We start from the raw sequence: 23,210 nt of genomic DNA, 5'->3' as shown, positions 1-23,210 counted from the left end.
CCTGTGAGACCCATATTGCTCCACGTGCCCGATCCGTCCACCTGAACCCAGCCCCACATCTGCGTTCTGTCGATTTATCGACGTATCATGTCGACTATGCGACACGAACCCACCCATCGCGTACTCGCGGTACTCGAGGCGCTCGCCACGAACGGGCCTCCCCTCCCACTCGCGGACTTGGCCCGAACCACTGCCGCCAGCCGGTCGACACTGCACGCGGTTCTCGAGCACATGCAGTCGGAGGACTGGGCCGAAAAGGTCACCGGCGGCTGGCGGGCCGGCCCGCGCCTCCGCGAGGTCGGCGCGGCGGCGGCGCTCGAGCCGGATCTGGTCCGCGCCGCCCGCGCCCCGCTCGAGCACCTGGCCGGGGAGACGGGGATCGCGGCGGTGGTTCTCGAGATCCGCGACGACATGGTCGAGGTGGTCGACGCCGTGCGCGCCGGCATGCGCACGGCGTCGACGGAGGCCATCCGGGTGGGACACGCAACCCCGTTCCGCGCGCCGTTCGCTCGAGACCTCGCGTCCCGGCTCCCGCTCGCCGACCAGCGCCGGTGGTTGGCGGACGGCACCGGCCTGACCGAGACCGCCCGGGAACGACTCGAGGCGGTACTGCCCCAGGTCGCGCGACGCGGCTGGTCGATCGACCGCCTCACCCCGGGCCGACGCGAGATGCTGCGCATGGCCGACTCGCTGGAGAGGTCCGGCGTTGGCGCCCTGGTCCGTGAACGCGTGTCGGAGCTGTTCTTGGAACTGTCCGAGATCGACGTGACCGACTCCGAGCTCACGCCCGCCACCGACCTGGCCGTGGCCTCGATCGCCGCCCCCGTGCAGCGTGCCGATGGGCGGGTTGTCGGCTCCGTGGCGGTCGCCCCCGGTCGCCGAATGACCGGCCGCGCCGTCGCCCGGGCGGTCGAGTCCGTCACCGTGTGCGCGACGGCGGTCTCCGACGCCCTTTCGACTCGTTCCACTGCCGGGTCCGGGAATCCGTCCACCCTGCCCGCGCATCTCGTCCACCCGGCGCACGCGGCGCAGACGGCGCGGCGATTCTGAACTGCGGATTCGCACCGCTCTCGCCGCAGGAGACCAGCCTCGGGAACATCGATCGAAACCTGAGAGATCGCCACCGTAGCGCCTACCGACCCTCGATCACCGGTATGGTACAGATCACACCCGAGACACTGCCGGAGGTGACCTTTGCCGCCACTCGCCGATCCTCTTGCGCCCACCCCGGACCAGGACCAACTCACCCTGGCCTGGCGACGGTCCGAGCTCTGTGGCCTGACCCCACAAGGCGCCCACCCGGGAGCCCCCGACCCCCACGCCTCCCGCTCCCACCGCCTGGCCGAGGCGGCCCGGCCCGTGCTGGACAACCTGGACACCGTCCTCATGGGAACTCGCACGATGCTGGCCCTGGCCGACAGGGACGGCCGCGTCCTCCGCATCGTGCGTGACAACGCACGGATCTCACACATGCTGATCCGGCGAGGGGTCGACGACGGCGTCACGCTGACCGAGGACACGGTGGGAAACAACGGCATCGGCACCGCACTGGAAACGCGCACCGGCGTCTTCATCCACGGCGAGCAACATTTCGCCGAGATCCTCCGTGACTTCAGCTGCTACGGCCACCCCATCATCGACCCCCTGACCCGTCGACTGGTCGGGGCGCTGAACCTCACGGGAATGAGCTCCGACGCCTCCGGCCTGTTCGCGCCATTCGTCCAGAAGATCGTGGCTGACATCGAGGCCCGGTACGTGGACACGGCCCCGGGGGACGATCGCGAGCTGTGGCGGCGATTCGTCGAACGAACCCGCAACTCGGAGTCACCGACATGCGCGTTCAGTGACGAGGTCGTGCTTGCCTCCCACTCCAGCCTGGAACGCCTGGCCACCCAGGACATCGCGACACTCCGGCGAGCGGTGCAGCGAGGCGAGGGGACGGAGGCGGTGGACCTGTCTATGGGACGGGTCCGGATCACCGCAAGCCGCGTCGGTCGCCGTGGGCACCTGGTGGACCTGATCTTTCCTGACGACGACAAGCCGACTGCCCGGCGGCCCGTTCACCGGAAGGCGGACCGCGGCGCACACGCCGTGGTGGGCCCGTCGGGTTCCGGCAGAACGACCGTAGCGCTGGCGACCGCAGGCCCAGAGGGAGTCCACGTCCGACTGGCCGGGGCGGACGATGCCCTGCAGGCCTGGCAGGAACTGGCCATACCCGCTCTCAGAGAACACCGCGACCGGGGCATCCCAGTGGTTCTCGACGACATCGACCTCCTGGAAGACGCAGATCTACGCCGTCTGGCCTCGCGACTGAACGCGATGGAGAACGGTCTCGTCGTCGTCACCTGTCGCGACAACCCACGCCCCGCGGTGACCGAGGCGCTCGACGCGTGCGGCGCACGCACCACGGTGCGCCCCCTTCACGAACGCGGCGCGGAACTCGAGGGCATCGTGCATGCCATGGTCGACGCGCTCGCAACCGCGCGCGGCGCCGACACACCCACGGTTACCTCGCGGTTCATCGACGCCGTGGGCGGTCTCGATCTGCCCAACGGACTGGTCTCGCTCCGCGCGATGCTCACCGAATGCCTGGACGGGATCGAGGGCCGGATCCCCCCGCGGCTCGACGTGGGAGACCTGCCCTCGCGTGCCCGGACGGGACGGCCACCGACGTCCGGGGAGCTCGCGCGTGGCGAATACGACGCGATCGTCGCGGCGCTGGCCGAGTGCGACGGTGTGCGGTCGCGGGCGGCGCGCAGGCTCGGCATCAGCCGCACGACCCTCTACGCCCGTATGCGCGAGTTCGACCTTTCATAGATTGTCCAGAATCTGAACACTCCGGGGCCTGGACCCGCCTTCATAGTGGACTGTGACCGGCCCCACACAGAGGCCGCCACCGACTTCGGAGGTAGACATGACCGGAACACTCTCCCGCGACACCGGCTCCGCCGCGCCCGTCGACGAGCGCCTGGGCGCCGAGGCCCGCGACTTCCTGGCCCGCCCGCATCGCCTGCTCATCGGTGGCCAGTGGGTCGACGCCGCCGACGGCCGCACCTTCGGCACCTACGACCCCGCCGCCGGCAACGAGATCACCCAGGTCGCCCACGGCGGGCCCGCGGATGTGGACCGCGCGGTGGCCGCCGCGCGCCGCACCTTCGACGACGGCGCCTGGGCCACCATGAAGCCGCGCGAGCGCGAGCAGATCCTGTGGCGCATCGGCGACCTGCTCGACGCCAAGGCCGAACTGTTCGGACAGATCGAGGCGCTGGACAACGGCAAATCCGTGGGCATCGCCACCGCCGTCGACGTGGCCTGGGCCGCGGACGTGTTCCGGTACTACGCCGGCTGGGCCACCAAGATCGAGGGCTCCACCGTCCCCGTGTCCATGCCGTTCGCCGGCGACAAGCAGTTCCACGCCTACACCCAACGCGTCCCCGTGGGCGTGTGCGGGCAGATCATCCCCTGGAACTTCCCGCTGCTCATGGCCGCCTGGAAGCTCGGCCCGGCCCTGGCCACCGGCAACACCCTCGTCCTCAAGCCGGCCGAGCAGACCCCGCTCACCGCGCTCCTGCTCGGAGAGGTCTGCCAGGAGGCCGGCGTGCCCGACGGAGTGGTCAACATCATCACCGGCTTCGGCGATGCCGGCGCCGCCATTTCCGGCCACGACGACGTGGACAAGGTGGCCTTCACCGGATCCACCGAGGTCGGCAAGCTCATCGTGGACGCCGCCAAGGGCAACCTCAAGAAGGTCTCGCTGGAGCTGGGTGGCAAGAGCGCCAACATCGTCTTCGCCGACTGCGACTGGGACGCCGCTGTGGCCGGATCGGTGGCCGCGTGGATGTTCAACCACGGCCAGGCCTGCACCGCCGGCACGCGCCTCTACGTCGAGGACTCCATCTACGAGGAGTTCACCCAGGCCGTGGCCGACGCCGCGTCCCAGGCCACCATCGGCCACGGACTCGACCCCGACACCGTGCTCGGCCCCGTCGTGGACCAGGACCAGTTCGACAAGGTCTCCTACTACCTGCGCGCCGGGATCGAGGACGGCGGCCGGGCACTGACCGGCGGGGCCCGCCACGGTGACACCGGCTTCTTCATCCAGCCGACGGTGTTCGTGGACGTCAAGCCCGAGGACCGGGTCGTGAAGGAGGAGATCTTCGGCCCCGTCGTCTCCGCACTGCGGTTCACCGACGTCGAGGACGCCGTCCGCCAGGCCAACGACTCCGTGTACGGACTGGCCGCCGGCGTCTGGACCAAGGACCTCTCCAAGGCCCACCAGGTGGCCAGCCGCCTGCAGGCCGGTTCCGTGTGGGTGAACCAGTACAACGGCTTCGACACAGCCATGCCGTTCGGCGGATTCAAGCAGTCCGGCTGGGGCCGCGAGCTCGGCGCCGGTGCGCTCGACCTCTACACGCAGACCCGCTCGGTCAACATCCAGCTGTAGTTCCGCGTCGCGGCCGCGCAGGCCGCGCCCGACACCTTCCCTCGGCCCCGCTCCCCCGCAGGCCGCCCACCTCCGAAAGGACCCCTGTCATGAAGACCAGAGCTGCCGTCATGTTCGACACCGGCCAGCCGTTCGAGATCATCGAACTCGACCTGGACGATCCCGGCCCCGGCGAGGTGCTGATCAAGTACACCGCCGCCGGTCTGTGCCACTCCGACCTGCACCTGTCGGACGGCGACTTCATCCCCCGCTTCCCGATCGTCGGCGGCCACGAGGGCGCCGGCATCATCGAGGCCGTGGGCACCGGCGTCACCAAGGTCAAGCCCGGCGACCACGTGGTGTGCTCGTTCATCCCCAGCTGCGGTACCTGCCGCTACTGCTCCACCGGCCGGCAGAACCTCTGCGACATGGGCGCCACCATCCTCGAGGGCCACATGCCCGACGGGACGTACCGGTTTCACAAGGACGGTCAGGACTTCGGCGCCTTCTGCATGCTCGGGACGTTCGCCGAGCGCTCGGTGATCTCAGAGCATTCGGTGGTCAAGGTGGACGACTGGCTGCCGCTCGACAAGGCAGTCCTGGTGGGCTGCGGCGTGCCGTCCGGCTGGGGCACGGCGACCTACGCCGGCAACGTGCGCCAGGGCGACACGACGGTGATCTACGGCGTCGGCGGACTCGGGATCAACACAGTCCAGGGCGCGGCCAACTCGGGTGCCCGGCACGTCGTGGTGGTGGATCCCGTCCAGTTCAAGCGCGACGAGGCCATGAAGTTCGGCGCCACGCACGCCTTCGCCACCGCCGAAGAGGCCCACGCCGAGGTGGAGAAGCTGACCTGGGGGCAGATGGCCGACCAAGCGCTGATCCTCGTGGGCTCGCTGGAGGAGAAGGTGGTCTCGGATGCGTTCGAGATCATCGGCAAGGGCGGCACGGTGGTGATCACCGGCATGGGCAGCATGACCGACAAGACCGTCCAGGTGAACGGCACGATGATGGCACTGTTCCAGAAGACCATCAAGGGTGCGCTCTTCGGCTCGGCCAACCCGCAGTACGACATCGTCAAGCTGCTGCGGCTCTACGACGAGGGCAAGCTCAAGCTGGACGAGCTGGTCACGACCACGTACACGCTCGAGACCCTGAACCAGGGCTACGAGGACCTGCGCAACGGCAAGAACCTGCGGGGCGTCCTGATCCACGACACCTGATCCGCCCCGCCCCACGAACTCGCCCTCCCGGCCGTTGCCCATCGCGGCCGGGAGGGCGAACCCATTTCGGGCGCCGGCCCCATGTCGTCGATGGCCGCGGTCAGGGGGTCGGCGATCCGCCGGTCACGGAGAGCGTGTTACCCGTGGTGTACGACGACTCCTCCGAGGCCAGGTAGACGTACGCACCCGCCATCTCGACGGGCTGCCCGGGCCGCTTCAGCGGGCTCTTCTGCCCGTGGTACGGCAGCTGCTCCGGGTCCTTGCCGCCGCTCACCTGCAGCGCGGTCCAGAACGGGCCCGGCGCCACCGCGTTCACCCTGATCCCCCGCGGGGCGAGCTGCTGAGCGAGGGACTTGGACATGGTGTTGACCGCCGCCCGCGACGTCGCATAGTCCACCAGGCCGGCCGACGGGGTGTAGGCCTGCACCGACGAGGTGAAGATCACGCTCGAGCCGGGCATCAGGTGCGCAAGCGCCTCCTGGATCTGCCAGAACGGCGCGTTCACGTTGACGTTCATCGTCTCGGCCCACTGCTCGGAGCTCAGATCCTCCAGGTTCTCCACGTAGGTCTGGCGTGCGGCGTTGAGCACCAGCACGTCCAGACCGCCGAGCCCGGCCACCGCGTCGCGGACGATCCCCCGTGCCGTCTCCTCGTGGCCTACGTCCCCCGGCAGGAGCACACAGTTGCGTCCGGCTTCACGGACGAGTTCGGCCACCTCATCGGCATCGGACTGCTCGGACGGCAGATAGCCGATCGCCACGTCGGCGCCTTCCCGCGCGTAGGCGATCGCCACCGCCCGTCCGATCCCCGAGTCACCACCGGTGATGAGCGCCCGGCGCCCCTCGAGCCGCCCGTGCCCCACCCAGGACTTCTCACCGTGGTCGGCCAGGGGCACCAACCCGGAAGCCAGCCCGGGGGCGGGCTGCGACTGGAACGGGATCTCGATCGGATGCTTGGTCACCGGGTCCACGGGCGGGGCCGGCTCCGGTATCTCAGTGGTCGAGTGCGGGCGATTGCCGCGGCGATCGGCGGTCACGGTGGCCTCCTGGGGTCGGGAGTTCGACCGTACGCGCCGTAGGAGGATGTGCGAGATCACTCGGAAAGGCAGCGCGTTGACCAGTAACTTAGCGAGAACGCTTTACAAATGGTCGGCTCGTGTCCAATACTCTCCGGCAACTGCTGTGAGCTTCTTCACGCAGGCTACTTCCGAGGGGGAAAACGTGGCAACACCCACCAAGAACCGAAGCGACGAAGGGCTTTTCGGCCCCGGCTCCGTGGCGTGGAAGGTCTGGACTTTTCCCGCCTCCGCCCTCCAGGGCTTCGCCCGGGCGGTGACCATCGAGCATCTGGACCCCGATCTCACCGCCGCGGTGGACGAGACCGGCCAGGTGATCCAGCGGACCCCGCTGCGCTACGACCGCACCATGGAGTACTTCTCGGCGGTGCTCTTCGCCGATACGCCGACGGTCATCAAGATGTCCGACATCCTCATGAAGGTCCACTCCCGGGCCTACGGGACCAACAAGGTGACCGGCAACGAGTACGACTCGAACGACCCGGATTCGCAGCTGTGGATCCACATCACCGCGTGGCACTCGATCCTCTACGTCTACGAGACCTTCGGCCCCGGCCGGCTCAGCCGCGACGAGGAGAACGAGTACTGGCGGCAGTGTGCGATCGCCGCCGAGGTCCAGCCCATCCGCCAGGAACAGGTGCCGCGTACCCGCGGCGAGGTGCAGAAGTACTTCGACGACTGGCGTGATCGCCTCTCCGCGTCGGAGGCCGCGATCGCGAATGTCGACCACATTCTCAACGGCTTCGAGACCATCGAGCCGCGCGTGCCCAAGGTGCTGCGGAAACTCGGCCGGCCGGTCCTGCGGGCGAGCATCATCGCGACCTACCCGCGATGGATGCGTCCGATGCTCGGTGTCCGCCAGTCCCGCGCCGTGGACACCGCCGCGATCGCCTTCTGGAAGGCGTTCTACCGGGTGGCCGCCCATCCTGACGCGATGATGTGGATGGTCGAGCGGATCTGCCCACGCGCGGTCCGCTACATCGAGCCGGCGGTCCGCGGCGTCCCCGCCGACAGCCCGCGCACCCACTCCCCGCAGTGGGCGCGCGAGCGATTCGGCGACCCGCGCACGCCCCTGGAGCAGTGGGAGGACATCAAGGCCGCGCGGACCACGGGTGAGGCCGCCGCCCCTTACGAGCACAACCACAGCGACCCCGTGATCGAGTTCAAGGAGGCCGACCGCCTGGCCACCACCGGTTGAGGCGGGGCGCCGGACCGGATGCGGGCGCCTGTTCGATCACCCAGACTGCGAGCGGAAGCGACAACACCCGAACGAAGGAGCAGTCATGCCCCGTTACCGCGTGATCGATCCCGACCAGAACGTGATCGACGAGAAGGAGTTCGCCGACGACACCAAGGCCTACGACTGGTTCAAGACCATCGAGGTCCCGGACGATTCCCTCGGCTACGCCATGCAGGTCGACATGGACGGTGAGTGGACGCGTTTCGAGATCAACGACGGCGGCACCAACACCTCGCCGTCCGCCTGATCAGCCCGCTCACCGGCGGGGGCGGGCACTCCACCCGGCCGCCCGCCGGTGAGCGGGCTGGGTCGACAGACCTCACAGCCAGCCACGCACCTGCGCCTCCCTCGCCGCCTCGCCGCGGGTGGAGGTGTGGGTCTTGGCGATGGCCGAGGACAGGTGATTGCGAACGGTCCCCTGCGTCAGATGTAGTTCGGCCGCGATGTCGGCGATGCGGGCCCCTGTCAGCGCCTCGCGCAGGACGTCCTTCTCGCGCGGGGTCAGGGGGTCCGGGCCGGCGGCCATCGACTCCCGTGCCAGCTGGGCATCGACCACCGTCTCCCCCGCGTTGACCTTCCGAACGGCCTCGGCCAGCTCGCGCGCCGGGGTGTCCTTGACCACGAATCCACCGGCCCCGTATTCCAGAGCCCGGTTGACGTATCCGGGCCGCCCGAAGGTCGTCACGATCAGCACCCGCACGTCCGGATGGTCCTGTCGGATGCGCCGGGTCGCGGTGATGCCGTCACCGCCCGGCATCTCGATGTCCACCACACACACGTCGGGCAGATGCCGGGCGACCGCGGCCTCGAGCTCGTCGCCGCGGCCCACCTCGGCCACCACCTCGATGTCCGGCTCCATCGCCAGCAGTGCCGCGAGCCCGCCCCGCACGAGCGCCTGGTCGTCGGCGAGGATGATCCGGATCGGCTCGGTCATCGCGGCCACCCCACTTCGACGACGGTGCCGGTGACCGACGCCGCTTCCGCCGCGCCCCGGTCGCGGACCACGAACCGTGCGCCGGCGTCCTCGGCCCGGCTCGCGAGCCCCGGCAGGCCCTGCCCCGCCGGAGCCGAGATGGTCCGGCCGACGTCAGAGTGGGCGGCGCGGCGAGCGTCGACCCCCACGCCGTCGTCGGTGATCCGTAGCCGGTCGCGGGAGAACTCGACAGTCACGTTCCCCGCGCCCGAGTGGCGGGCGATGTTGGTGCCGGCCTCGCGGAGAGTCCAGGCCACCAGGCCCGACCGCGCGTCCGGGAGGAGAGAAGGGGACCCGACGACGACGACATCGATACCCGCGGTATGCAAGGAATCGGTCAGGCCGGCGAGTTCCTGCACCGGATCCGCCACCCGCATGCCGGACACGGTCTGCCGCATCTCCGACAGGGCTGTCCTCGTGAGGTTCTCGATGTTCTCCAGTTCGGCCCGGGCGGCGTCCGGGTCGGAGTCGAGCTGCGCCCGGGCCAGCTGGGCGCGGATCGTCAGCGCCGTCAGGGTGTGTCCGAGGACGTCGTGCAGGTCGCGCGCGACCCTTGCGCGCTCCTCTGCCACACCCAGCGCCCGCCGGTAATGGCCCTCTCGGTCGCTGATGCCGACCGAGATCCGTGTGCCCAGCATCGACAGCACCACGGGGATCACCAGGAACCCCGGGACCAGCATCCCCCACGTCTTCTCGACCAGGGCCGCGACGGTGCCGATGACGATCAGCGTGATCGCGGTCGGCACGCTCCGCCGGATCGGCCACGCGGCAGCAACGAAGCAGGCGAGGAACGGGACGAAGTTGACCGGCCCGTTCAGCCCGGCCGCCGGGAGGGTCCCGAAAGTGCAGATCACGAGCCCGGCCAGGTAGCCCAGCCCGAGCGGCGCGGGCTCCTCCCGGGCAGGGTCGCGGAGATCGCCGGCGACTCGCCCCGATGGTCCGGCGGCACCGGAGCTGCGCAGGTGTAGCGGGTATCCCTCGGTCACGGCAGGTGAGGCGAAGGCAGCCAGGTAGACCGCGGAGAACGCCGCGATCGAGACCAGCCCCAGCACCGTGGGCGCGGCGGGGGCCCCGGAGAAGACCACAGCGAGGATCGGGTAGATCAGGAAGACCTGCCAGATCAGCGAGAACAGCACACTCGGACCGGTGATCGCGGAGCGGAATCGCCGCCACCGCGACGGCCCCGCAGCTGCTTCATCGTTCACCGACTTCGCGCTGACCTCCGGGTCCGCCACTGGTGACGGGGACGCACGCGTTGCCGTTGTCGTCGTCGTACTCTCACCGCTCGTCATGCCCGGTCGCTCCTCACACCCGACCGCGGCGGCGACGTACCAGCACCGCGGCTGTCGTACCCAGTATGAGGGCCCAGGCAACCACGTTGAGCACAGGCAACCACACCGGATCGACCACGCCGTCGGCCACCACGCCGCCGGTGATCGGATAGCGGGCCAGCGCGTTGACCCCATAGAGCGGTGTGAAGCGCGCCAGGTCCAGCATCACGCCCGACAGCGGGATGAACAGGTTCCCCGCGAACGCGAGCAGGACCAGGCTGCCGCCCGCGACCCCCAACGCGGACTCGGAGCGGAACGCCATTCCCGCGCTCAGTCCGTAGCCCGCGAAGACCGCGGAGCCGAGCCACGCCGCGCCGAGCGAGAGCACCCAGGCCAGCGGTGTGGCCTGCGCGCCGGTGGCCGCGCCGGCGATGCCCACGGTGAGGACGGGCACGGCCGCGATGGTCATGGCCACGGCGGACTTGGTCACCACGAAGCCGGCGCCGCTCCACGGGGTGAGTCCGAGCTGGCGGCCCCACCCCTGGAAACGCTCGAGGGCGGCCCCACCGCTGATGGCGGTGGTGGCGGTGACCGCGCCGTAGACGGCCATCGAGATCATGACGACGGCGCCCACGTTGCCGTGCGCGACGGGTGCATCGCGGTAGCTCTGCGCGCTGCCGAACACGAAGTACATGACCAGCGGCAGGCCGACGATGAAGAAGATGTTGGTGATGTCGCGCAGGGTCCGGCGCAGGTCGATGGCCCAGTAGGTGACGTTCATCGGGTGGCCTCCGGATCGGTGTCGGTAGCGGCAGGGTCGACGGGTGCCGTGTCGGCCAGTGCAGGGTCTGCAGGACCATCGGCGGTGAGGGTGACAAAGGCGTCGTCCAGCGACCTGGCCGAGATGGTGACCTCGCGCGCGGACGTCTCGGTGAGAAGGACGCGCGCGGTGGCGTCGCTGTCCGAACTGGTGAGGATCACCCGGGCAGCCGTGCGGTCAACGGCGGTGACACCGGGCAACTCCTCCGGCGACGGCTCGCCCGCCATCGGGTCCCAGACGGCGGTCACGCGACTGCCGGCGGCCATGGCGCGGACGCGGTCGACGGGGCCGTCGGCGACGATCCGCCCCCGCGCCATCAACACGATGCGGTCGGCGAACGCCTCCGCCTCCTCCAGGTGGTGCGTGGCGAAGATGATCGTCGACCCGGATGCGGCCTCAGAGTGCATGGTCGCCCAGAACTCACGGCGGGTCCCCACATCCATCGCGGCGGTGGGTTCGTCGAGGATGAGCAGGTCCGGATCGGACAGCAGCGCGAGCGCAAACCTCAGGCGCTGCTGCTCACCACCCGAGCACCGGGCGACCCTGCGGCCGCCGAGTTCGGCGATCCCCGCCCGCTCGAGCACCTCCCCGACCGACAGCGTCCGGCGGTAGAGTGCCGCGATCGCGCGGACCGTCTCCTCCACCGTCAGGTCGGCGAGCAGACCTCCGGTCTGGAGCACCGCGGCGATCCGGCCGGCCGCGATCGCCTCTCGCGGGGCCTCGCCGAACACCCGGACCTGGCCCTCCGTTGGTTCGGTCAGCCCCAGGGCGATGTCGAGCGCGGTGGTCTTGCCCGCACCGTTCGGGCCGAGGAGCGCGACCACCTCTCCGGGGTCGATGCGCAGGTCGAGCCCGCGGATCGCGCGGACGGGTCCGGATCCGCGAACCGTGAACGTCTGGCCCAGGTCCCGGAACTCCAGAGCCGGCGGCCGCGGACCGACACCGGGAGAACGACCCGTGGCCGTGGCTTCGGCGGGTGGGGTGTGGGCTGGGCTGTGCTTGACCATGCCTCCACGATCGTCGGCCAGCGCCCGCCTGAACAGGGCTGGCTGTCACGACTTACCCGGTGACATCTGTCATGGGTCGGACGTCAGAGCCCCTCACGACGTCGTCGAGTCGTGAGGGCTCGCTGAAACAGCGTCTCCTCTCAGCCCTTGACCAGACCACCGTCCACGATGAGGTTCTGCCCCGTCACCGCCCGCGCCCACGGCGAGGCGAAGAACAGCACCGCGTCCGCCAACTCGGCGGGCTCGATCGCGCGACGCAGCGGCGTGCCCGAGGCGATGAGGTCGAAGACCTCTTCAGGTGTAGCGGCACTTGCGTCGGTGGTGCGCAGCAGCCCGCCCGAGACCATGTTGACCGTGATGCCGTCCGGCCCGAGGTCTGTGGCCAGGGTCCTGGTCAGCGAGAGCGCGGCAGCTTTCGCGGCCGTGTAGTCGTGGTACGGCACGACCGGGTGCTGGAACAGGTTGGTACCGATGTTCACGATCCGCCCGAACCCGCCCTCGCGCATCCCCGGCAGCGCCGCCTGGGTGGTGGCGAGCGTCGCCTTGACGGCGCCGCGCAGCTGTGCTTCCATGTCCGCCCAGGTCAGCGTCTCGGGCGAGGGGCGGGCGTCGCCGTTGAATTCGAAGTCGGCGAGGGCGTTGTTGATGACCGTCGTGATCGGCCTGTCGAAGTGGGTACGTGCCGCCTCGACGAGGCTGCTTACCTCGTCGTCGTCGGTCACATCCGCCCGGACCGCCACGGCGCGGTCCTCGCCGAGCTCACGGACCAGGTCGGCCGCGGCCTCGGCGCTGCGACGGTAGTTGACGACGACGAGCGCGCCCTCGCGCCCGAACGCCCGCACGATTTCCTTACCGAGGCCCCGGGCTCCGCCGGTGACCAGGACTACCTGCTCGTCGATACGCACGCTGTTCCCGGAATTCACTGCCACTCGCTTTCCGGCGGTTCCCGCGAAGGGTGGCGATGCATACCCGCCTACCTGCGCAGAGACGCGGCCGCGGTATCGACATTCCTTCGCTGGAACTACCCAGATCAGGTTCGACGGGTGTGATCTCAGCTGCCCGGATGGGCGGCACCCCGTGTCGCGGCCCAGCCTAAGTCATACCGCGAGCCACAGCGTGCCCCATCGCCCGGCCGACGCCACTGAACCGGTCACAGATGCCCTCGACGATGTCCTCGGTCTTGTCGTACATCCCGGCGGAATCATCCATCTGATCGACAGTGTTGCGTGCACTGCGCTCCAGCAACCCGTCGTACCTCTGCGATCAAATGGCTCGCTTTCACACCTTCGACGAGCTCTGGACCTACGCCGGTTCTATACACGGATCTTCCATTCACCCGTGATGTTCTCCCAATACGAGTTGTGGTTCGGAACCGTGTCCGAGACATCGACATCCACGAGGTTCGGAGCCTCGCACCCGGTTCCCTTGAGCCCCACGGCGACGCTGCCGACTTCCGCGACCGCGTACGCATTCTTGAGAACCGCGTCGTTTCGAGAGAAGTAGTTGACCACGTACCCCGAGGTGGTCGATGCAACCGATGCCCAGTCGAACTTCTGGCCGATCGCAGCCCCGAGAATTCTGAGATCCCGGACCTTCTTGCCTGCCTTGGCTTTGGACAGGGTTTGTGTCGCAGTCGCCATCACCCGGCCGCCGAGACTATGTCCGACCAGGATCGCCTCGCCCTCGAATCGGGCGAGGATGTCGCCCAAGATCACTCCGGTCTTGTCCGCGCGAACTCGTGCCACATGCCATGGGTTCTTGGCCAGATCCGTTGCGACCATCACCGGCATCAGCGGGCTGAGTCTTCCGGCCGCAGCTTTACTAGCTTTCCTCGCGACGGCGCCGACCGCGAAGCGTCCCGCCTGAGCTCCACCGATCGAACCCAATAGGAGAGCCACATCGTTGAGTTCCTTCGAGCCCCAGTGCAGGAAGTAGATGGGCTGATCCGGGTACGTCTGCTCAACGAACCCGACCGACTTCCACCATTGGATATCGCCCTCGGTGGTGAAACCCCGAGCGATGATCACCGGTGTACCGGTGCCCTCCCGGAACAGTTCCAGCTTGAACGACTTGTCATCGCGCAGATAGGCATTGGTCACCGACGCCCCCAGCGCACCACCCAGCGCTGCGCCGACGGCGGTGACGACCATTGTCCCGCCGGCCATTCCCAGTCCACCGGCCGCAACCGAACCGCCACCGAGGAGTGCGAGACCGAAACTCTGCGCGGCTGCGCCACTGAGCGCAGCGCCGGCTCCCACCTTCGACGCCAGAACTCCGACCGCGCCGCCCACCGCCGGCGCAGCCATCAGCGCGAGCGGGAAAGCCGCCCCGACCGCAAGAACTGCAGTGAGCCCAAGCTTGGACCCCTTCGCGAGGTTGGGCTTGTCGTACTCCATGAACGAGGCGAAATCCTCGAGTCGCTCCAAGGGGTCACGCGCGCGCTCAAAACTCGGGAGAGTATGCGAGTGTTCGGCACAGAAACTCGGCAGATGCACCCTGTTGAGGCTGCGAACTGCCATGTTCTTGCACCTGGGTGCAACACAGACGTCGGTGGCGGACCCGCAGGCGTCACAGATGTAGGTCGAGGTCTGCGTGCTGGCGCTCTCCACTTTGTGGTGGGTCGACTTCTCGATGCAGTTGGAGCACCACCCGACCCGGGATTCGTTCCCGAGTTCGTCGATGAGCACCGTCAGACGCTGTGCGACCTTCGCGTGTACTTCTGCCTTCTTGAGAAGCGCAGACGACGCCTCATCGTCCACCATCTCCGATGCCTGCTGCCGGAAGCCGGCGTACGCCCAGAGATTGTGTTGCAAGGTCATGTTGCCGACGAGTTGGACGTCGCCCTCCGCGGCCGGCTCAAGATCCCCGGGCTGCCCCGTCAAGGTGAGCTTGCGTCCCTTGGGCGACCGCGCCTGAGCCTTCAACGGCCCGTCGGGACTCTTCTCGAACCAGATTGCTTCCATGACCATGCACTTGCCTCACTATGCGACGCGGGAGTGTGCCGCCGATCGCCGCACCGCGCATAAGGGTAATCCCACCCGTCGATCCGTTGATCCTCAACCGACGAGTTTCAGCCCGACGACGCCGCCGACGATCACCAGCAGAAAGATCACCTTGAGCACGGACACCGGCTCGGCGCCCGTGATCATCGCGTAGATCACGGTCAGCGAGGCGCCGATGCCCACCCAGACCGCGTAGGCGGTGCCCACGGGCAGGTCCCGCATCGCGTAGGCGAGACCGCCCATGCTCACAACCAGCGCCACTCCGAACACCACGGAGGGTCCGAGCCGGGTGAAGCCCTCGGACCGGCCCAGGGCAGTGGCCCACACGGCCTCGAGAACACCGGAAAAGACAAGAACTATCCACGCCATGACGGCCTCCTGCGGGCCGTCTTGTCGCGCACCGGGTACGGCACCCCTCGTCCGGAGGCCCCGTGTCGGGGTCCTGTGATCGAGGTTGTCACACGGGTCCGGCCCGGGCAACGTCAGATGCGTCACCACCTCGTAGCATGAGCCCATGCAGGTGGGCGAGGTTTCTGAGCTGTGGCGATACCCGGTCAAGTCGATGCGCGGAGACCGCGTCGTCTCCACGGAGGTGACCGAGCGGTGGGGCTTCCCCGGAGACCGGGGCTGGGCCGTGCGCGACGAGCAGGCCTCGGAGATCCGCGGGGCCAAGCGGATCAATTCGCTGCTGCAGTTCCACGCGCGCTATCTCGAAGAGCCCGCCGCCGATTCCACGCCGGCGATCGAGATCACGTGTCCTGATGGCACCGTGGTCCGGAGCGACGACGACGAGATCCACGACGCCCTGTCCGCTGCGACGGGCCGGACCGTCACACTGTGGCCACGCCGCTCACCCGACGACCACGAACATTACCGCCGCGGCCGGATCACCAGGGCCGACATACGGGCTCAGCTGGACCTGGGTCCGGATGACCCGTTCCCGGATTTCTCCACGCTTCCCGAGGACCTGCTGGCCGAGCTGTTCGACTACGTCACCCCGCGGGGCACCTACTTCGACGCCATGCCGCTCTCGCTGGCCACCACCACGGCGTTGGGGTCGCTGCAGGCCACCGTCCCGGATTCGCTGATCGACGCGCGACGGTTCCGTAAGAACGTCATCGTGGCCGGAGAGCCCGGCGCCGAGGGCTTCCCCGAGTTCGAGTGGGTGGGCCGACGGCTGCGCATCGGCGACGTGGTCTGCGAGGTCACGACGCCCATCGCGCGGTGCGTGATGGTGGGCCTCCCCCAGGCCGAGCTGCCCCGCGACCGGAACATCCTGAAGTCACTGGTCCGCAACACGGGCATGGATCTGGGTGTCTACCTCCGGGTGGTCGAGCCCGGTCGGATCACCGAGGGCGACCCGGTTCACCTAGATTGATCAAGATAATAGTAACTACCCCCGCTCCGCGGGGCGGGGGTAGATGACGACGCAGTCAGACGTCGGAGGGCCCACCGCCGCAGCGACAGGCCCTCCGACACGGTGCCCACTGACGTCCTTACTCGCAGGCCACGCCGTCGTTGTCCCGGTCGAGTGCCGGGCGGTAAGCGTCCTGGCCGCGGTAGATCGGAGCAATGCCGAGCCTGCGGGCCTCTGTGCAATTGGCGACGTACGTGGCCGCTGGGGCCTGCCGAGGAGCGGGAGCGGCGACAGGCGCCGGCGCGGGTGCGGCGACGGGCGCGGGGGCCGGAGCAGGCGCCGGGATGAACGGGAGGTCCCACACGAGCGGGAACGGCAGTGGCGGGAGAGCACCGGCCTCGGACCCCATCGGGATCGGCACCACGACCGGGGCGACGTCCGGAACCTGCACCGCCCAGGGGCCGATGTACACCTCGGCGGCGGAGGCTGCCGGAGCCACGGACATCAGTGCTGCGGCAGCCAGACCGGCCACCACGAATGAGCGTTTGATCATCGATTAAATCCCTAGTAGAGGACCACTTACGGATGCGCGGTCAGATAATTCTCATCTTATGACACAGTGCGAGCATCCTTCAGCAGCGCCCCCGGTGCTGCCGCCGCCCTTCTGGTGGCCGGTAACGGGACGGATCACCCTTGTGGCTACCCGAGCTCGGAGTGAAACGAGCCGGACCATCTGAGCGGAGGCCAGCACCCACCACGTCGGCGACCCCTGTCAGCCTCGGTGCGGATTGCCCTTCTGCAGGCGGTCGATGTGCTCGGACGCCTCGGCTTTGGTGAGGGTCGCGGGTAACTCCTCCCCCGCCTCACGAGCGAGGGTGTCGAGGTAGCTCTTCTGGGCCTGCGTCATGGGCTCGTCGCCGGTGACCCAGTCGTCCGGATCGCGCTGTAGAGACGTCTCCCCGGGGTTCCGGCCCTCCGGCACGGGGGCGCCCAATGTTTCGGAGTCGTGGTTGCGTTCGGCGTCGGGATCAGTCATGGCTTCACGCTACGCAGCATCCGGGCGGCTTCAACCGCATCGGTTCAGGCGCCGTCGACCGGTCCCCACGCCGCCACCCAGATCACCCGCAGGCTGTCGAGGGTCTGCTCGGATTCCGCCGGCGAGGGTGTGCGCTGACGGTCCTTGTAGAACACCGCGGTGATCATGTCGGTCACCGAGGTGATCAGACGGAGGTGGTCCGTTGACAGTGGCGTGATCAAGCCTGCGGCCGCGTCCCGGTCCATCTGCTCGGCGAGCTGCCGGTTGAGCTCGGCATCCAGCGCGTCCCACCGGGCCCGGAGAGTGAGGTCGTATCCGGTGGCCTGTAGTCCGGAGAGGATCACCCGCGAGCGGCGCACCCACACGGAGTGGGACACCACGAAGAGCCTGTCGAAGTAGTCCGCGTGTGACTCGCCGGCCTTCCGGTGGTAGCTGCCGATCGCCGCGTCCCACTCGTTCCACACCGAGGACACGAGCTCCGACAGGACCTCGTCCTTGGACTCGAAGTAGAAGTAGAAGTTGGGTCTCTTGATCCCTGCGGCATCGGTGATGTCCTTGACGGAGATCTCCATGACCGGCATCTGACCGAGAAGATCCTCGAAGGCATCGAGTATGGCCTGCCGCTGGACCTCACCGCGGGACATCCGTCGCCGCCGGTTGCCACCGTCATCGCGCACCGGGGGCCCGACGGCTGCGGCCGCGGCTGCCGGGGAGGTACGGGGTTCCATGGTGCACATCCTCTTGTCGCTGATGCCCGCACGGGACGCGCGAGGCCACTGCCCGATCATCAGATCAGATAGTGGCCACCCGCGTGCCCCGCGCCTCCCGTGCCCCGTCGGCCGGTCCACGGGGCGCCACGCCGTGCGACCGCCGGGACCTCAGCCGACCGGCAGCGCGGGCCGCGACGGCTCCAGGGTCAGTTCATCGAACTGCCCGGCTTCCCACCAGTCCTCGATCATGTTCCAGAAGTCGATCTCCGAGGAGTTGTAGACATCCATGAACACCGCCTTGGACACGTCTCCCTGTCCGTTGTAGTAGCCGGGCGTGCACGCGCCCCAGTAGGCCATGCGGGGCTCGTTGGACTCGCGGACCTTGCGCACCCAGTCGGTCTCGGCCTCGAGAGTCGGCTCGAAGGTGCCGAGACCGTTGTCCAACATGTGCTTGATGAGCCGGGCGGAGTGCCGTGCCTTGCGGTCGAGCATGTAGACGAAGTTGACGTAGTAGGCCGTCTGGGTCATCCCGAGCTCGACGAAGTTCGGGAAGCCGTGGGTGAAGAACCCGTGGAAGGTCTTGGCGCCGTCGGAGAAGTACTCCTGCAGGGAGTTTCCGCCGCGGCCGATCACGTCGTACCCGTAGATCCCCGCCGGGCCGGACCCGGTCTCGAACCCGGTGGCAAAGACGATGCAGTCCACCTCGTGGTGCTCTCCCGCCACGACGATCCCGGTGGCGGTGATCCCGTCGATGCCACTCGGCGACGCCGCGAGGGTCACGTTGGGGCGGTTGAACGTGTCCAGGTACTCGTCGTTGAAGCACGGCCGCTTGCACATGTAGCCGAACCACGGCTTGAGTCCGTCGGCGGTGGCGGGGTCGCTCACGATCTCGTCGACGCGCGCGTGCGCGCCCATGAGTAGTTGCATGTCGGCGACCTCGGCGATCGTCGCCTGATCGGCCGCCGGAAGCTCACCGACAGGGGTGTCGACCAGGTGCTGCCCGCCGAGCGCCGGGAACAGATGCGTCCAGCCGTCGTCGACGTGGTTCCCCTCGACCTCGTGGCCGGAGATGATGCCGTTGAAGTTGTCGTGCCGCTCGTACTGCCAGCCCGGCCCGAGCGAGGCCTTCCACTCCGGGTCGGTCTTGCGGTTGTTGCGCGGCTGCACGACGCTCGGGGTCCGCTGCACCACGACGAGTTCCTTGACGTCCTGCGCGAGATACGGCACCACCTGGACGCCGGTGGCCCCGGTCCCCACCACGGCGACGCGCTTGTCCCGCAGGTTCTCCAGGTTCCCCGCCTGGGTGCCGCCGGTGTAGGCGTAGTCCCATCGGCTGGTGTGGAAGATCTTCCCCTGGAAGTCGCCGATGCCGGGCACCTTGGGCAGCTGGGGCTTGGTCAGCGCGCCGTTGCAGCGCATGAAGAACTTGGTGCGGAAGCGGTCACCGCGGTCGGTGGTGACCTCCCACCGCTGCTGGTCCTCATCCCATTCGGCATGGGTCGCGCGGGTCTGGAAGTAGGTACGGCTGTAGAGGTCGTAGTGCCGCCCGATGCGCTGGGCGTGTTCGAAGATCTCGGAGCCGTCGGCGTAGCGCTGGCTGGGGACGTAGCCGGTCTCCTCGAGCAGTGGCATGTAGATGTGTGACTCGATGTCGCACTGCACGCCCGGGTAGCGGTTCCAGTACCAGGTGCCGCCATAGTCGCCGCCGTACTCGACCATCCGGAAGTTCGTGATGCCGTTCTGCATGAGGTAGGCCCCGGCGGTCAGCCCACCGAAACCCCCGCCCAGGACCAGCACGTCGAGCTCCTCGGTGACCGGCTCGCGGGTGATCGGCTCACTGAACGGGTCGCGGTCGTCCACCTCGAGCACGTCGGACAGGCCCTGGAACTGGGCCAACTGGTCCTTCCGGAGCCGGGCCTGCTTGTCATCCGCGAAGCGCTGACGGAGGTACTCGGGGTCGAAATCGATGTCGAGGGGGATGTTCGACTCGGGGAGGGTGAAGGCCATTCTCGCGTCCCTTTCCTGTGGGGCCGTCCACGCGTAAGGGGTTTGGACGGCCTGTCGAGAACACTTGACGCCGCGTCAAGTTGTGACCAGGATTACATGCGGAACGTGACGGGCGCAACAGTTTCTCGGAAAATCGGCGCACGGCGACGCCAGGGGCCGGCCGCGATCAGCCCACCGAGCCGGAAGCTCGGGCGCGTTCAGTTCTCGCGCAGCCTGCGGCGCAGGATCTTCCCCGTGGCGGTCCGCGGCAACGCATCCACGATCTCCACCTCGCGCGGATACTTGTAGGCCGCCATCCGGGCCCGGCAGTACTCGATCAACTCCGCGGCGGTGGCCATCTCCCCGTCGCGCAACGCGACATAGGCCCGCGCGGACTGCCCGCGGTACTCATCGGCGATATCCACCACGGCGACTTCTTCCACAGCGGCATGCGCCGAGAGCACCTGTTCAACTTCGTAGGGCCAGATCTTGTAGCCGGCGGCGTTGATCACGTCGCTGGAGCGGTCCACGACGAAGAGCCACCCGTCGTCGTCGACAAACCCGATGTCCCCTGTCGCGAACATCCCCGTGCCGAGGGCGTCCGCGGTGGCGTCGGGTCGTCGCCAATATCCGGCCATCACCTGGGGCCCGGACGTCATGATCTCGCCGAACGCCCCGGGGGGCACCGGCCGCCCCGCCTCGTCCACCACCGCCACGGTCGTCCCCGGGACCGGGATCCCCACCGAGAGCACACCCGTCTCGGGGTCGACCGGCGCGCGCTGCCCGTAGGGAACGAGGTGCGACGGCGACGCGGTCTCGGTCTGGCCGTACGCGTTGTGGATGTAACCGCCGAGCCGCTCCTCGAGCTCGTCCACCACGTCCGGGTCGATCGGCAGCCCGCCCGAGAATCTGATCCGCAGCGGCGCCAATCGCCCGGCGGTGATGGTCGGCTCCGCCGCGAGCGCCTTGTACGCGGTGATCGCGGCGATCCCGAACGCAGGACGCCGCTCCTCTACCGCATCCGCGATCACCGTCGGACCGAACCGGTGCGTGAGCACGATCGGCGAGCGGGTGACCATCGCCAGGATGGCCGCCCCGACGAGCCCGGTCACGTGAAAGAGTGGCGACATCGCCAGGACCGGCTCCCCCGCGACGAGCTCCGACCAGTCGCGGTAGATCCGCGCGCTGACCAGCAGATTGCGGTGGGTGAGCATCGCGCCCTTCGGCGCTCCGGTGGTCCCGGACGTCGGCGCGATCACGGCCACGTCGTTCGGAGCGATCCGCACTGCGCCGAGCTGCCGGTCGGCACGGTCGTCGGACTCGCGCGTCGACGGCTCCGGCACCGGTTCGGCCCCGGATCCGGACGACGACGACGACGACGACGACACCGTGCCCGCCCGGGCCGCCTCCGCCACGCGCGCCTCGACCACCCTGGCCAGATCGATGGTGTCGGCGGGATCGCGGCGCCGGCATTGCTCGAACATGCGCGGGTCATCGCGTGTCTGGAAGTCCAGGGGCGACACGGTGAGCACGATCGGCACCCGCACGGATCGCTCGCCGAGGACGTGTCGCGCCACCTCGTCATAGACGTCATCGAGACAGAGGAGCGCAGTCGGGTCGAGGTCCGCCACGGCGAGCGCGAACTCCGACCTCTTGCTCATGGGACTGATCAGGGCGACCGTCCCCCGCGCTTTCCATGTCGCGAGAAGTCCGATGACGAATGCCGGATTGTTCTGCACGCACAGGGCGAGCCGGTCGCCGGCGTTGAACCCGCGCGCGGCGAGGAGCGCGGCGACGGCATCCGAGGCCCTGTCCACGTCCTGCCACGACATGGTGGTGTCGAAATAGTGGATCGCGGGCAGTTCTGGCCCCGCGGCCACCGCGGCCTGAAAGGCCGCCAGCACGGACTCATGCGTCGCGCCGACCTGCGCGACCGGCGCCCTGCGGCAGTTCTCGTCCTCGGCGTTCATTCCTGCAGTGTGGCCCACTCCGTCACCCTCCCGGCCGATTCCCGGACAGCCGGTCACGGACAGTGCCTCTGCGGACGGCCACACTCTCGTACTGTGTTCAGCATGCCCGAACAGGCCACGCGTGCCGACACCGGAAGCGCCATCCGTGCCGCCCGCCTCGATGCCGGACTCACCCTGCGCGGACTGGCCACCGCGATCAACGTCAGCACCGGCACGATGAGCGCGATCGAGAACGGCAAGGTCGGCGTGACCGTCGATCGACTGAGCCACATCTCCGACGCTCTCGGTGTGCCCGCGGCCCGGCTGGTCCGGCCTCGACGAGCCGCCGTGAACACCGCCACGCCACGACCACCGGCGGAGGGCTCGGGCTGGCGATCGTTCGACGACATCAAACTGGATTCCGTGCTCGCGTCCGCGGTCGAGGTCTTTCGCGAGACCGGCTACCACGGGGCCACGATGCGGCTGATCGCCACCGGCGCCGACATCAGCGTCGCCGGCATCTATCACCACTATCCGAGCAAGAAGCACCTACTGATCGAGTTGATCTCCCGGGCGCACGCCGACCTCGGGTGGCGTTTGAACGCGGCCGCCGCGGATGGCGCGGACGCAGCCGGGGGGTTCTCGAACATGGTGGAGGCGCTGGTGCTGTTCCGGGAAGAGCGCCGCGCACTGGCATTCGTGATGGTGACCGAGTCGTACCGGGCGGGCCTCCCGTTGGCCGGCGGCTCGGGCCCGGATAACGGTGATTTCCGCGCCACCCTCCAGGCGGCTGCCCTCCGGGCCGTCGAATCCGGGAGTTTCAGCAATACTGAACCTGAACTCGCAGTCGACGCAATTCTCACGATGTGCCTTGCCCCGCCCTCCTGGACGGGCGCCGATCAGGACAGCAACCCGGCAGAGTTGGCGCGCGACTACGCCAGTCTCGCCCTATTCATGATGCAGTACCGCCACTGAACTGGCAGTTCAGTCGAGCTGAACTCCGTTTCCGCCATGCCACCCCCCAGCCTCGCGGGCCCACCCGCACCACCCACCCAGTGCGATCCGGTCCTCCGCAAACACTTGACGGGCCACCCTTGCGATGAGACGCTCATCACAATGAACCAACCGAGTGATCGCT

Annotated in this window: 21 protein-coding genes and 2 riboswitches; of the genes, 8 read left to right on the top strand and 13 right to left on the bottom strand. The window is 68.6% G+C overall.

Annotated features, from left to right (window positions below; all coding sequences use genetic code 11):
• Positions 1 to 96 precede the first annotated feature (96 nt).
• The 4 genes from ACWGLC_RS02800 to ACWGLC_RS02785 all read left to right on the top strand — a co-directional run bounded on the left by ACWGLC_RS02800 (position 97) and on the right by ACWGLC_RS02785 (position 5,646).
• Complete coding sequence (locus ACWGLC_RS02800) at positions 97 to 1,050, top strand: helix-turn-helix domain-containing protein (protein WP_452098479.1); 954 nt, start codon at positions 97 to 99, stop codon at positions 1,048 to 1,050.
• Between the two features lie 144 nt (positions 1,051 to 1,194).
• A complete protein-coding gene (locus ACWGLC_RS02795) occupies positions 1,195 to 2,817 on the top strand; it encodes a helix-turn-helix domain-containing protein (RefSeq protein ID WP_452098478.1) in 1,623 nt (540 codons plus the stop codon).
• A gap of 97 nt (positions 2,818 to 2,914) precedes the next feature.
• Positions 2,915 to 4,444, top strand: a complete 1,530-nt coding sequence (locus ACWGLC_RS02790) for an aldehyde dehydrogenase family protein (RefSeq protein WP_452098477.1) — start codon at positions 2,915 to 2,917, stop codon at positions 4,442 to 4,444.
• Positions 4,445 to 4,533: 89 nt separating this feature from the next.
• Positions 4,534 to 5,646 (top strand): NDMA-dependent alcohol dehydrogenase, encoded by a 1,113-nt coding sequence (locus ACWGLC_RS02785; protein WP_452098476.1) that lies wholly within the window; start codon positions 4,534 to 4,536, stop codon positions 5,644 to 5,646.
• Positions 5,647 to 5,746: 100 nt separating this feature from the next.
• Here the strand turns inward: ACWGLC_RS02785 and ACWGLC_RS02780 are convergent, their stop codons facing one another.
• Positions 5,747 to 6,616 carry an SDR family oxidoreductase gene (locus ACWGLC_RS02780; protein ID WP_452098731.1) on the bottom strand — a complete coding sequence of 290 codons (870 nt, stop codon included), beginning with the start codon at positions 6,614 to 6,616 and terminating at the stop codon, positions 5,747 to 5,749.
• A 250-nt stretch (positions 6,617 to 6,866) separates the two neighbouring features.
• On the opposite strand from ACWGLC_RS02780, the gene ACWGLC_RS02775 reads away from it, so the two are divergent.
• Both ACWGLC_RS02775 and ACWGLC_RS02770 read left to right on the top strand, forming a co-directional pair.
• A complete protein-coding gene (locus tag ACWGLC_RS02775) occupies positions 6,867 to 7,919 on the top strand; it encodes an oxygenase MpaB family protein (protein ID WP_452098475.1) in 1,053 nt (350 codons plus the stop codon).
• Positions 7,920 to 8,004: 85 nt separating this feature from the next.
• Positions 8,005 to 8,208, top strand: a complete 204-nt coding sequence (locus tag ACWGLC_RS02770; RefSeq protein ID WP_230928379.1) for a hypothetical protein — start codon at positions 8,005 to 8,007, stop codon at positions 8,206 to 8,208.
• Between the two features lie 72 nt (positions 8,209 to 8,280).
• On the opposite strand, the gene ACWGLC_RS02765 is transcribed toward ACWGLC_RS02770, so the two are convergent.
• The 7 genes from ACWGLC_RS02765 to ACWGLC_RS02735 all read right to left on the bottom strand — a co-directional run bounded on the left by ACWGLC_RS02765 (position 8,281) and on the right by ACWGLC_RS02735 (position 15,403).
• The gene (locus ACWGLC_RS02765; RefSeq protein WP_452098474.1) at positions 8,281 to 8,895 is read right to left on the bottom strand and encodes a response regulator; all 615 of its coding nucleotides are present in this window, start codon (positions 8,893 to 8,895) and stop codon (positions 8,281 to 8,283) included.
• Positions 8,892 to 10,139 (bottom strand): sensor histidine kinase, encoded by a 1,248-nt coding sequence (locus ACWGLC_RS02760; protein ID WP_452098473.1) that lies wholly within the window; start codon positions 10,137 to 10,139, stop codon positions 8,892 to 8,894. The genes ACWGLC_RS02765 and ACWGLC_RS02760 overlap by 4 nt, the downstream gene beginning before the upstream one ends.
• Before the next feature lie 100 nt (positions 10,140 to 10,239).
• The gene (locus ACWGLC_RS02755; RefSeq protein ID WP_230928382.1) at positions 10,240 to 10,986 is read right to left on the bottom strand and encodes an ABC transporter permease; all 747 of its coding nucleotides are present in this window, start codon (positions 10,984 to 10,986) and stop codon (positions 10,240 to 10,242) included.
• The gene (locus ACWGLC_RS02750; RefSeq protein WP_452098472.1) at positions 10,983 to 12,032 is read right to left on the bottom strand and encodes an ABC transporter ATP-binding protein; all 1,050 of its coding nucleotides are present in this window, start codon (positions 12,030 to 12,032) and stop codon (positions 10,983 to 10,985) included. Before ACWGLC_RS02750 ends, ACWGLC_RS02755 begins: the two co-directional genes overlap by 4 nt.
• Positions 12,033 to 12,172: 140 nt before the next feature.
• The gene (locus ACWGLC_RS02745; RefSeq protein WP_452098730.1) at positions 12,173 to 12,937 is read right to left on the bottom strand and encodes a 3-oxoacyl-ACP reductase; all 765 of its coding nucleotides are present in this window, start codon (positions 12,935 to 12,937) and stop codon (positions 12,173 to 12,175) included.
• A gap of 85 nt (positions 12,938 to 13,022) precedes the next feature.
• A riboswitch (TPP riboswitch) is annotated at positions 13,023 to 13,120 on the bottom strand.
• Between the two features lie 225 nt (positions 13,121 to 13,345).
• On the bottom strand, positions 13,346 to 14,995 hold the full coding sequence (locus ACWGLC_RS02740; protein ID WP_452098471.1) for a DUF726 domain-containing protein: 1,650 nt from the start codon (positions 14,993 to 14,995) through the stop codon (positions 13,346 to 13,348).
• A gap of 93 nt (positions 14,996 to 15,088) precedes the next feature.
• Complete coding sequence (locus tag ACWGLC_RS02735; RefSeq protein ID WP_452098470.1) at positions 15,089 to 15,403, bottom strand: DMT family transporter; 315 nt, start codon at positions 15,401 to 15,403, stop codon at positions 15,089 to 15,091.
• Between the two features lie 10 nt (positions 15,404 to 15,413).
• Positions 15,414 to 15,480: riboswitch (guanidine-III (ykkC-III) riboswitch) on the bottom strand.
• Between the two features lie 68 nt (positions 15,481 to 15,548).
• On the opposite strand from ACWGLC_RS02735, the gene ACWGLC_RS02730 reads away from it, so the two are divergent.
• Entirely contained in the window at positions 15,549 to 16,412 is an 864-nt protein-coding gene (locus tag ACWGLC_RS02730) for an MOSC domain-containing protein (protein ID WP_452098469.1), read from the top strand.
• A gap of 118 nt (positions 16,413 to 16,530) precedes the next feature.
• Here the strand turns inward: ACWGLC_RS02730 and ACWGLC_RS02725 are convergent, their stop codons facing one another.
• From ACWGLC_RS02725 to ACWGLC_RS02705, 5 genes are all read right to left on the bottom strand, one after another.
• Positions 16,531 to 16,944 carry an excalibur calcium-binding domain-containing protein gene (locus ACWGLC_RS02725; protein ID WP_452098468.1) on the bottom strand — a complete coding sequence of 138 codons (414 nt, stop codon included), beginning with the start codon at positions 16,942 to 16,944 and terminating at the stop codon, positions 16,531 to 16,533.
• 219 nt (positions 16,945 to 17,163) lie between these two features.
• On the bottom strand, positions 17,164 to 17,427 hold the full coding sequence (locus ACWGLC_RS02720) for a DUF3072 domain-containing protein (protein WP_452098467.1): 264 nt from the start codon (positions 17,425 to 17,427) through the stop codon (positions 17,164 to 17,166).
• Between the two features lie 44 nt (positions 17,428 to 17,471).
• Positions 17,472 to 18,155, bottom strand: a complete 684-nt coding sequence (locus ACWGLC_RS02715; protein WP_452098466.1) for a TetR/AcrR family transcriptional regulator — start codon at positions 18,153 to 18,155, stop codon at positions 17,472 to 17,474.
• Between the two features lie 150 nt (positions 18,156 to 18,305).
• Positions 18,306 to 20,144: a flavin-containing monooxygenase gene (locus tag ACWGLC_RS02710; protein WP_452098465.1), complete on the bottom strand. Its 1,839-nt coding sequence runs from the start codon at positions 20,142 to 20,144 to the stop codon at positions 18,306 to 18,308.
• Between the two features lie 197 nt (positions 20,145 to 20,341).
• Positions 20,342 to 22,093 (bottom strand): class I adenylate-forming enzyme family protein, encoded by a 1,752-nt coding sequence (locus ACWGLC_RS02705; protein WP_452098464.1) that lies wholly within the window; start codon positions 22,091 to 22,093, stop codon positions 20,342 to 20,344.
• Between the two features lie 102 nt (positions 22,094 to 22,195).
• On the opposite strand from ACWGLC_RS02705, the gene ACWGLC_RS02700 reads away from it, so the two are divergent.
• A complete protein-coding gene (locus ACWGLC_RS02700; RefSeq protein ID WP_452098463.1) occupies positions 22,196 to 23,047 on the top strand; it encodes a TetR family transcriptional regulator in 852 nt (283 codons plus the stop codon).
• The last annotated feature ends 163 nt before the right edge of the window (positions 23,048 to 23,210 follow it).

Source organism: Dietzia sp. NPDC055877 (genome assembly GCF_053615975.1).
The sequence above is the reverse complement of the archived record's forward strand: the minus strand, read 5'-3'. Positions and strand labels throughout refer to the sequence as shown.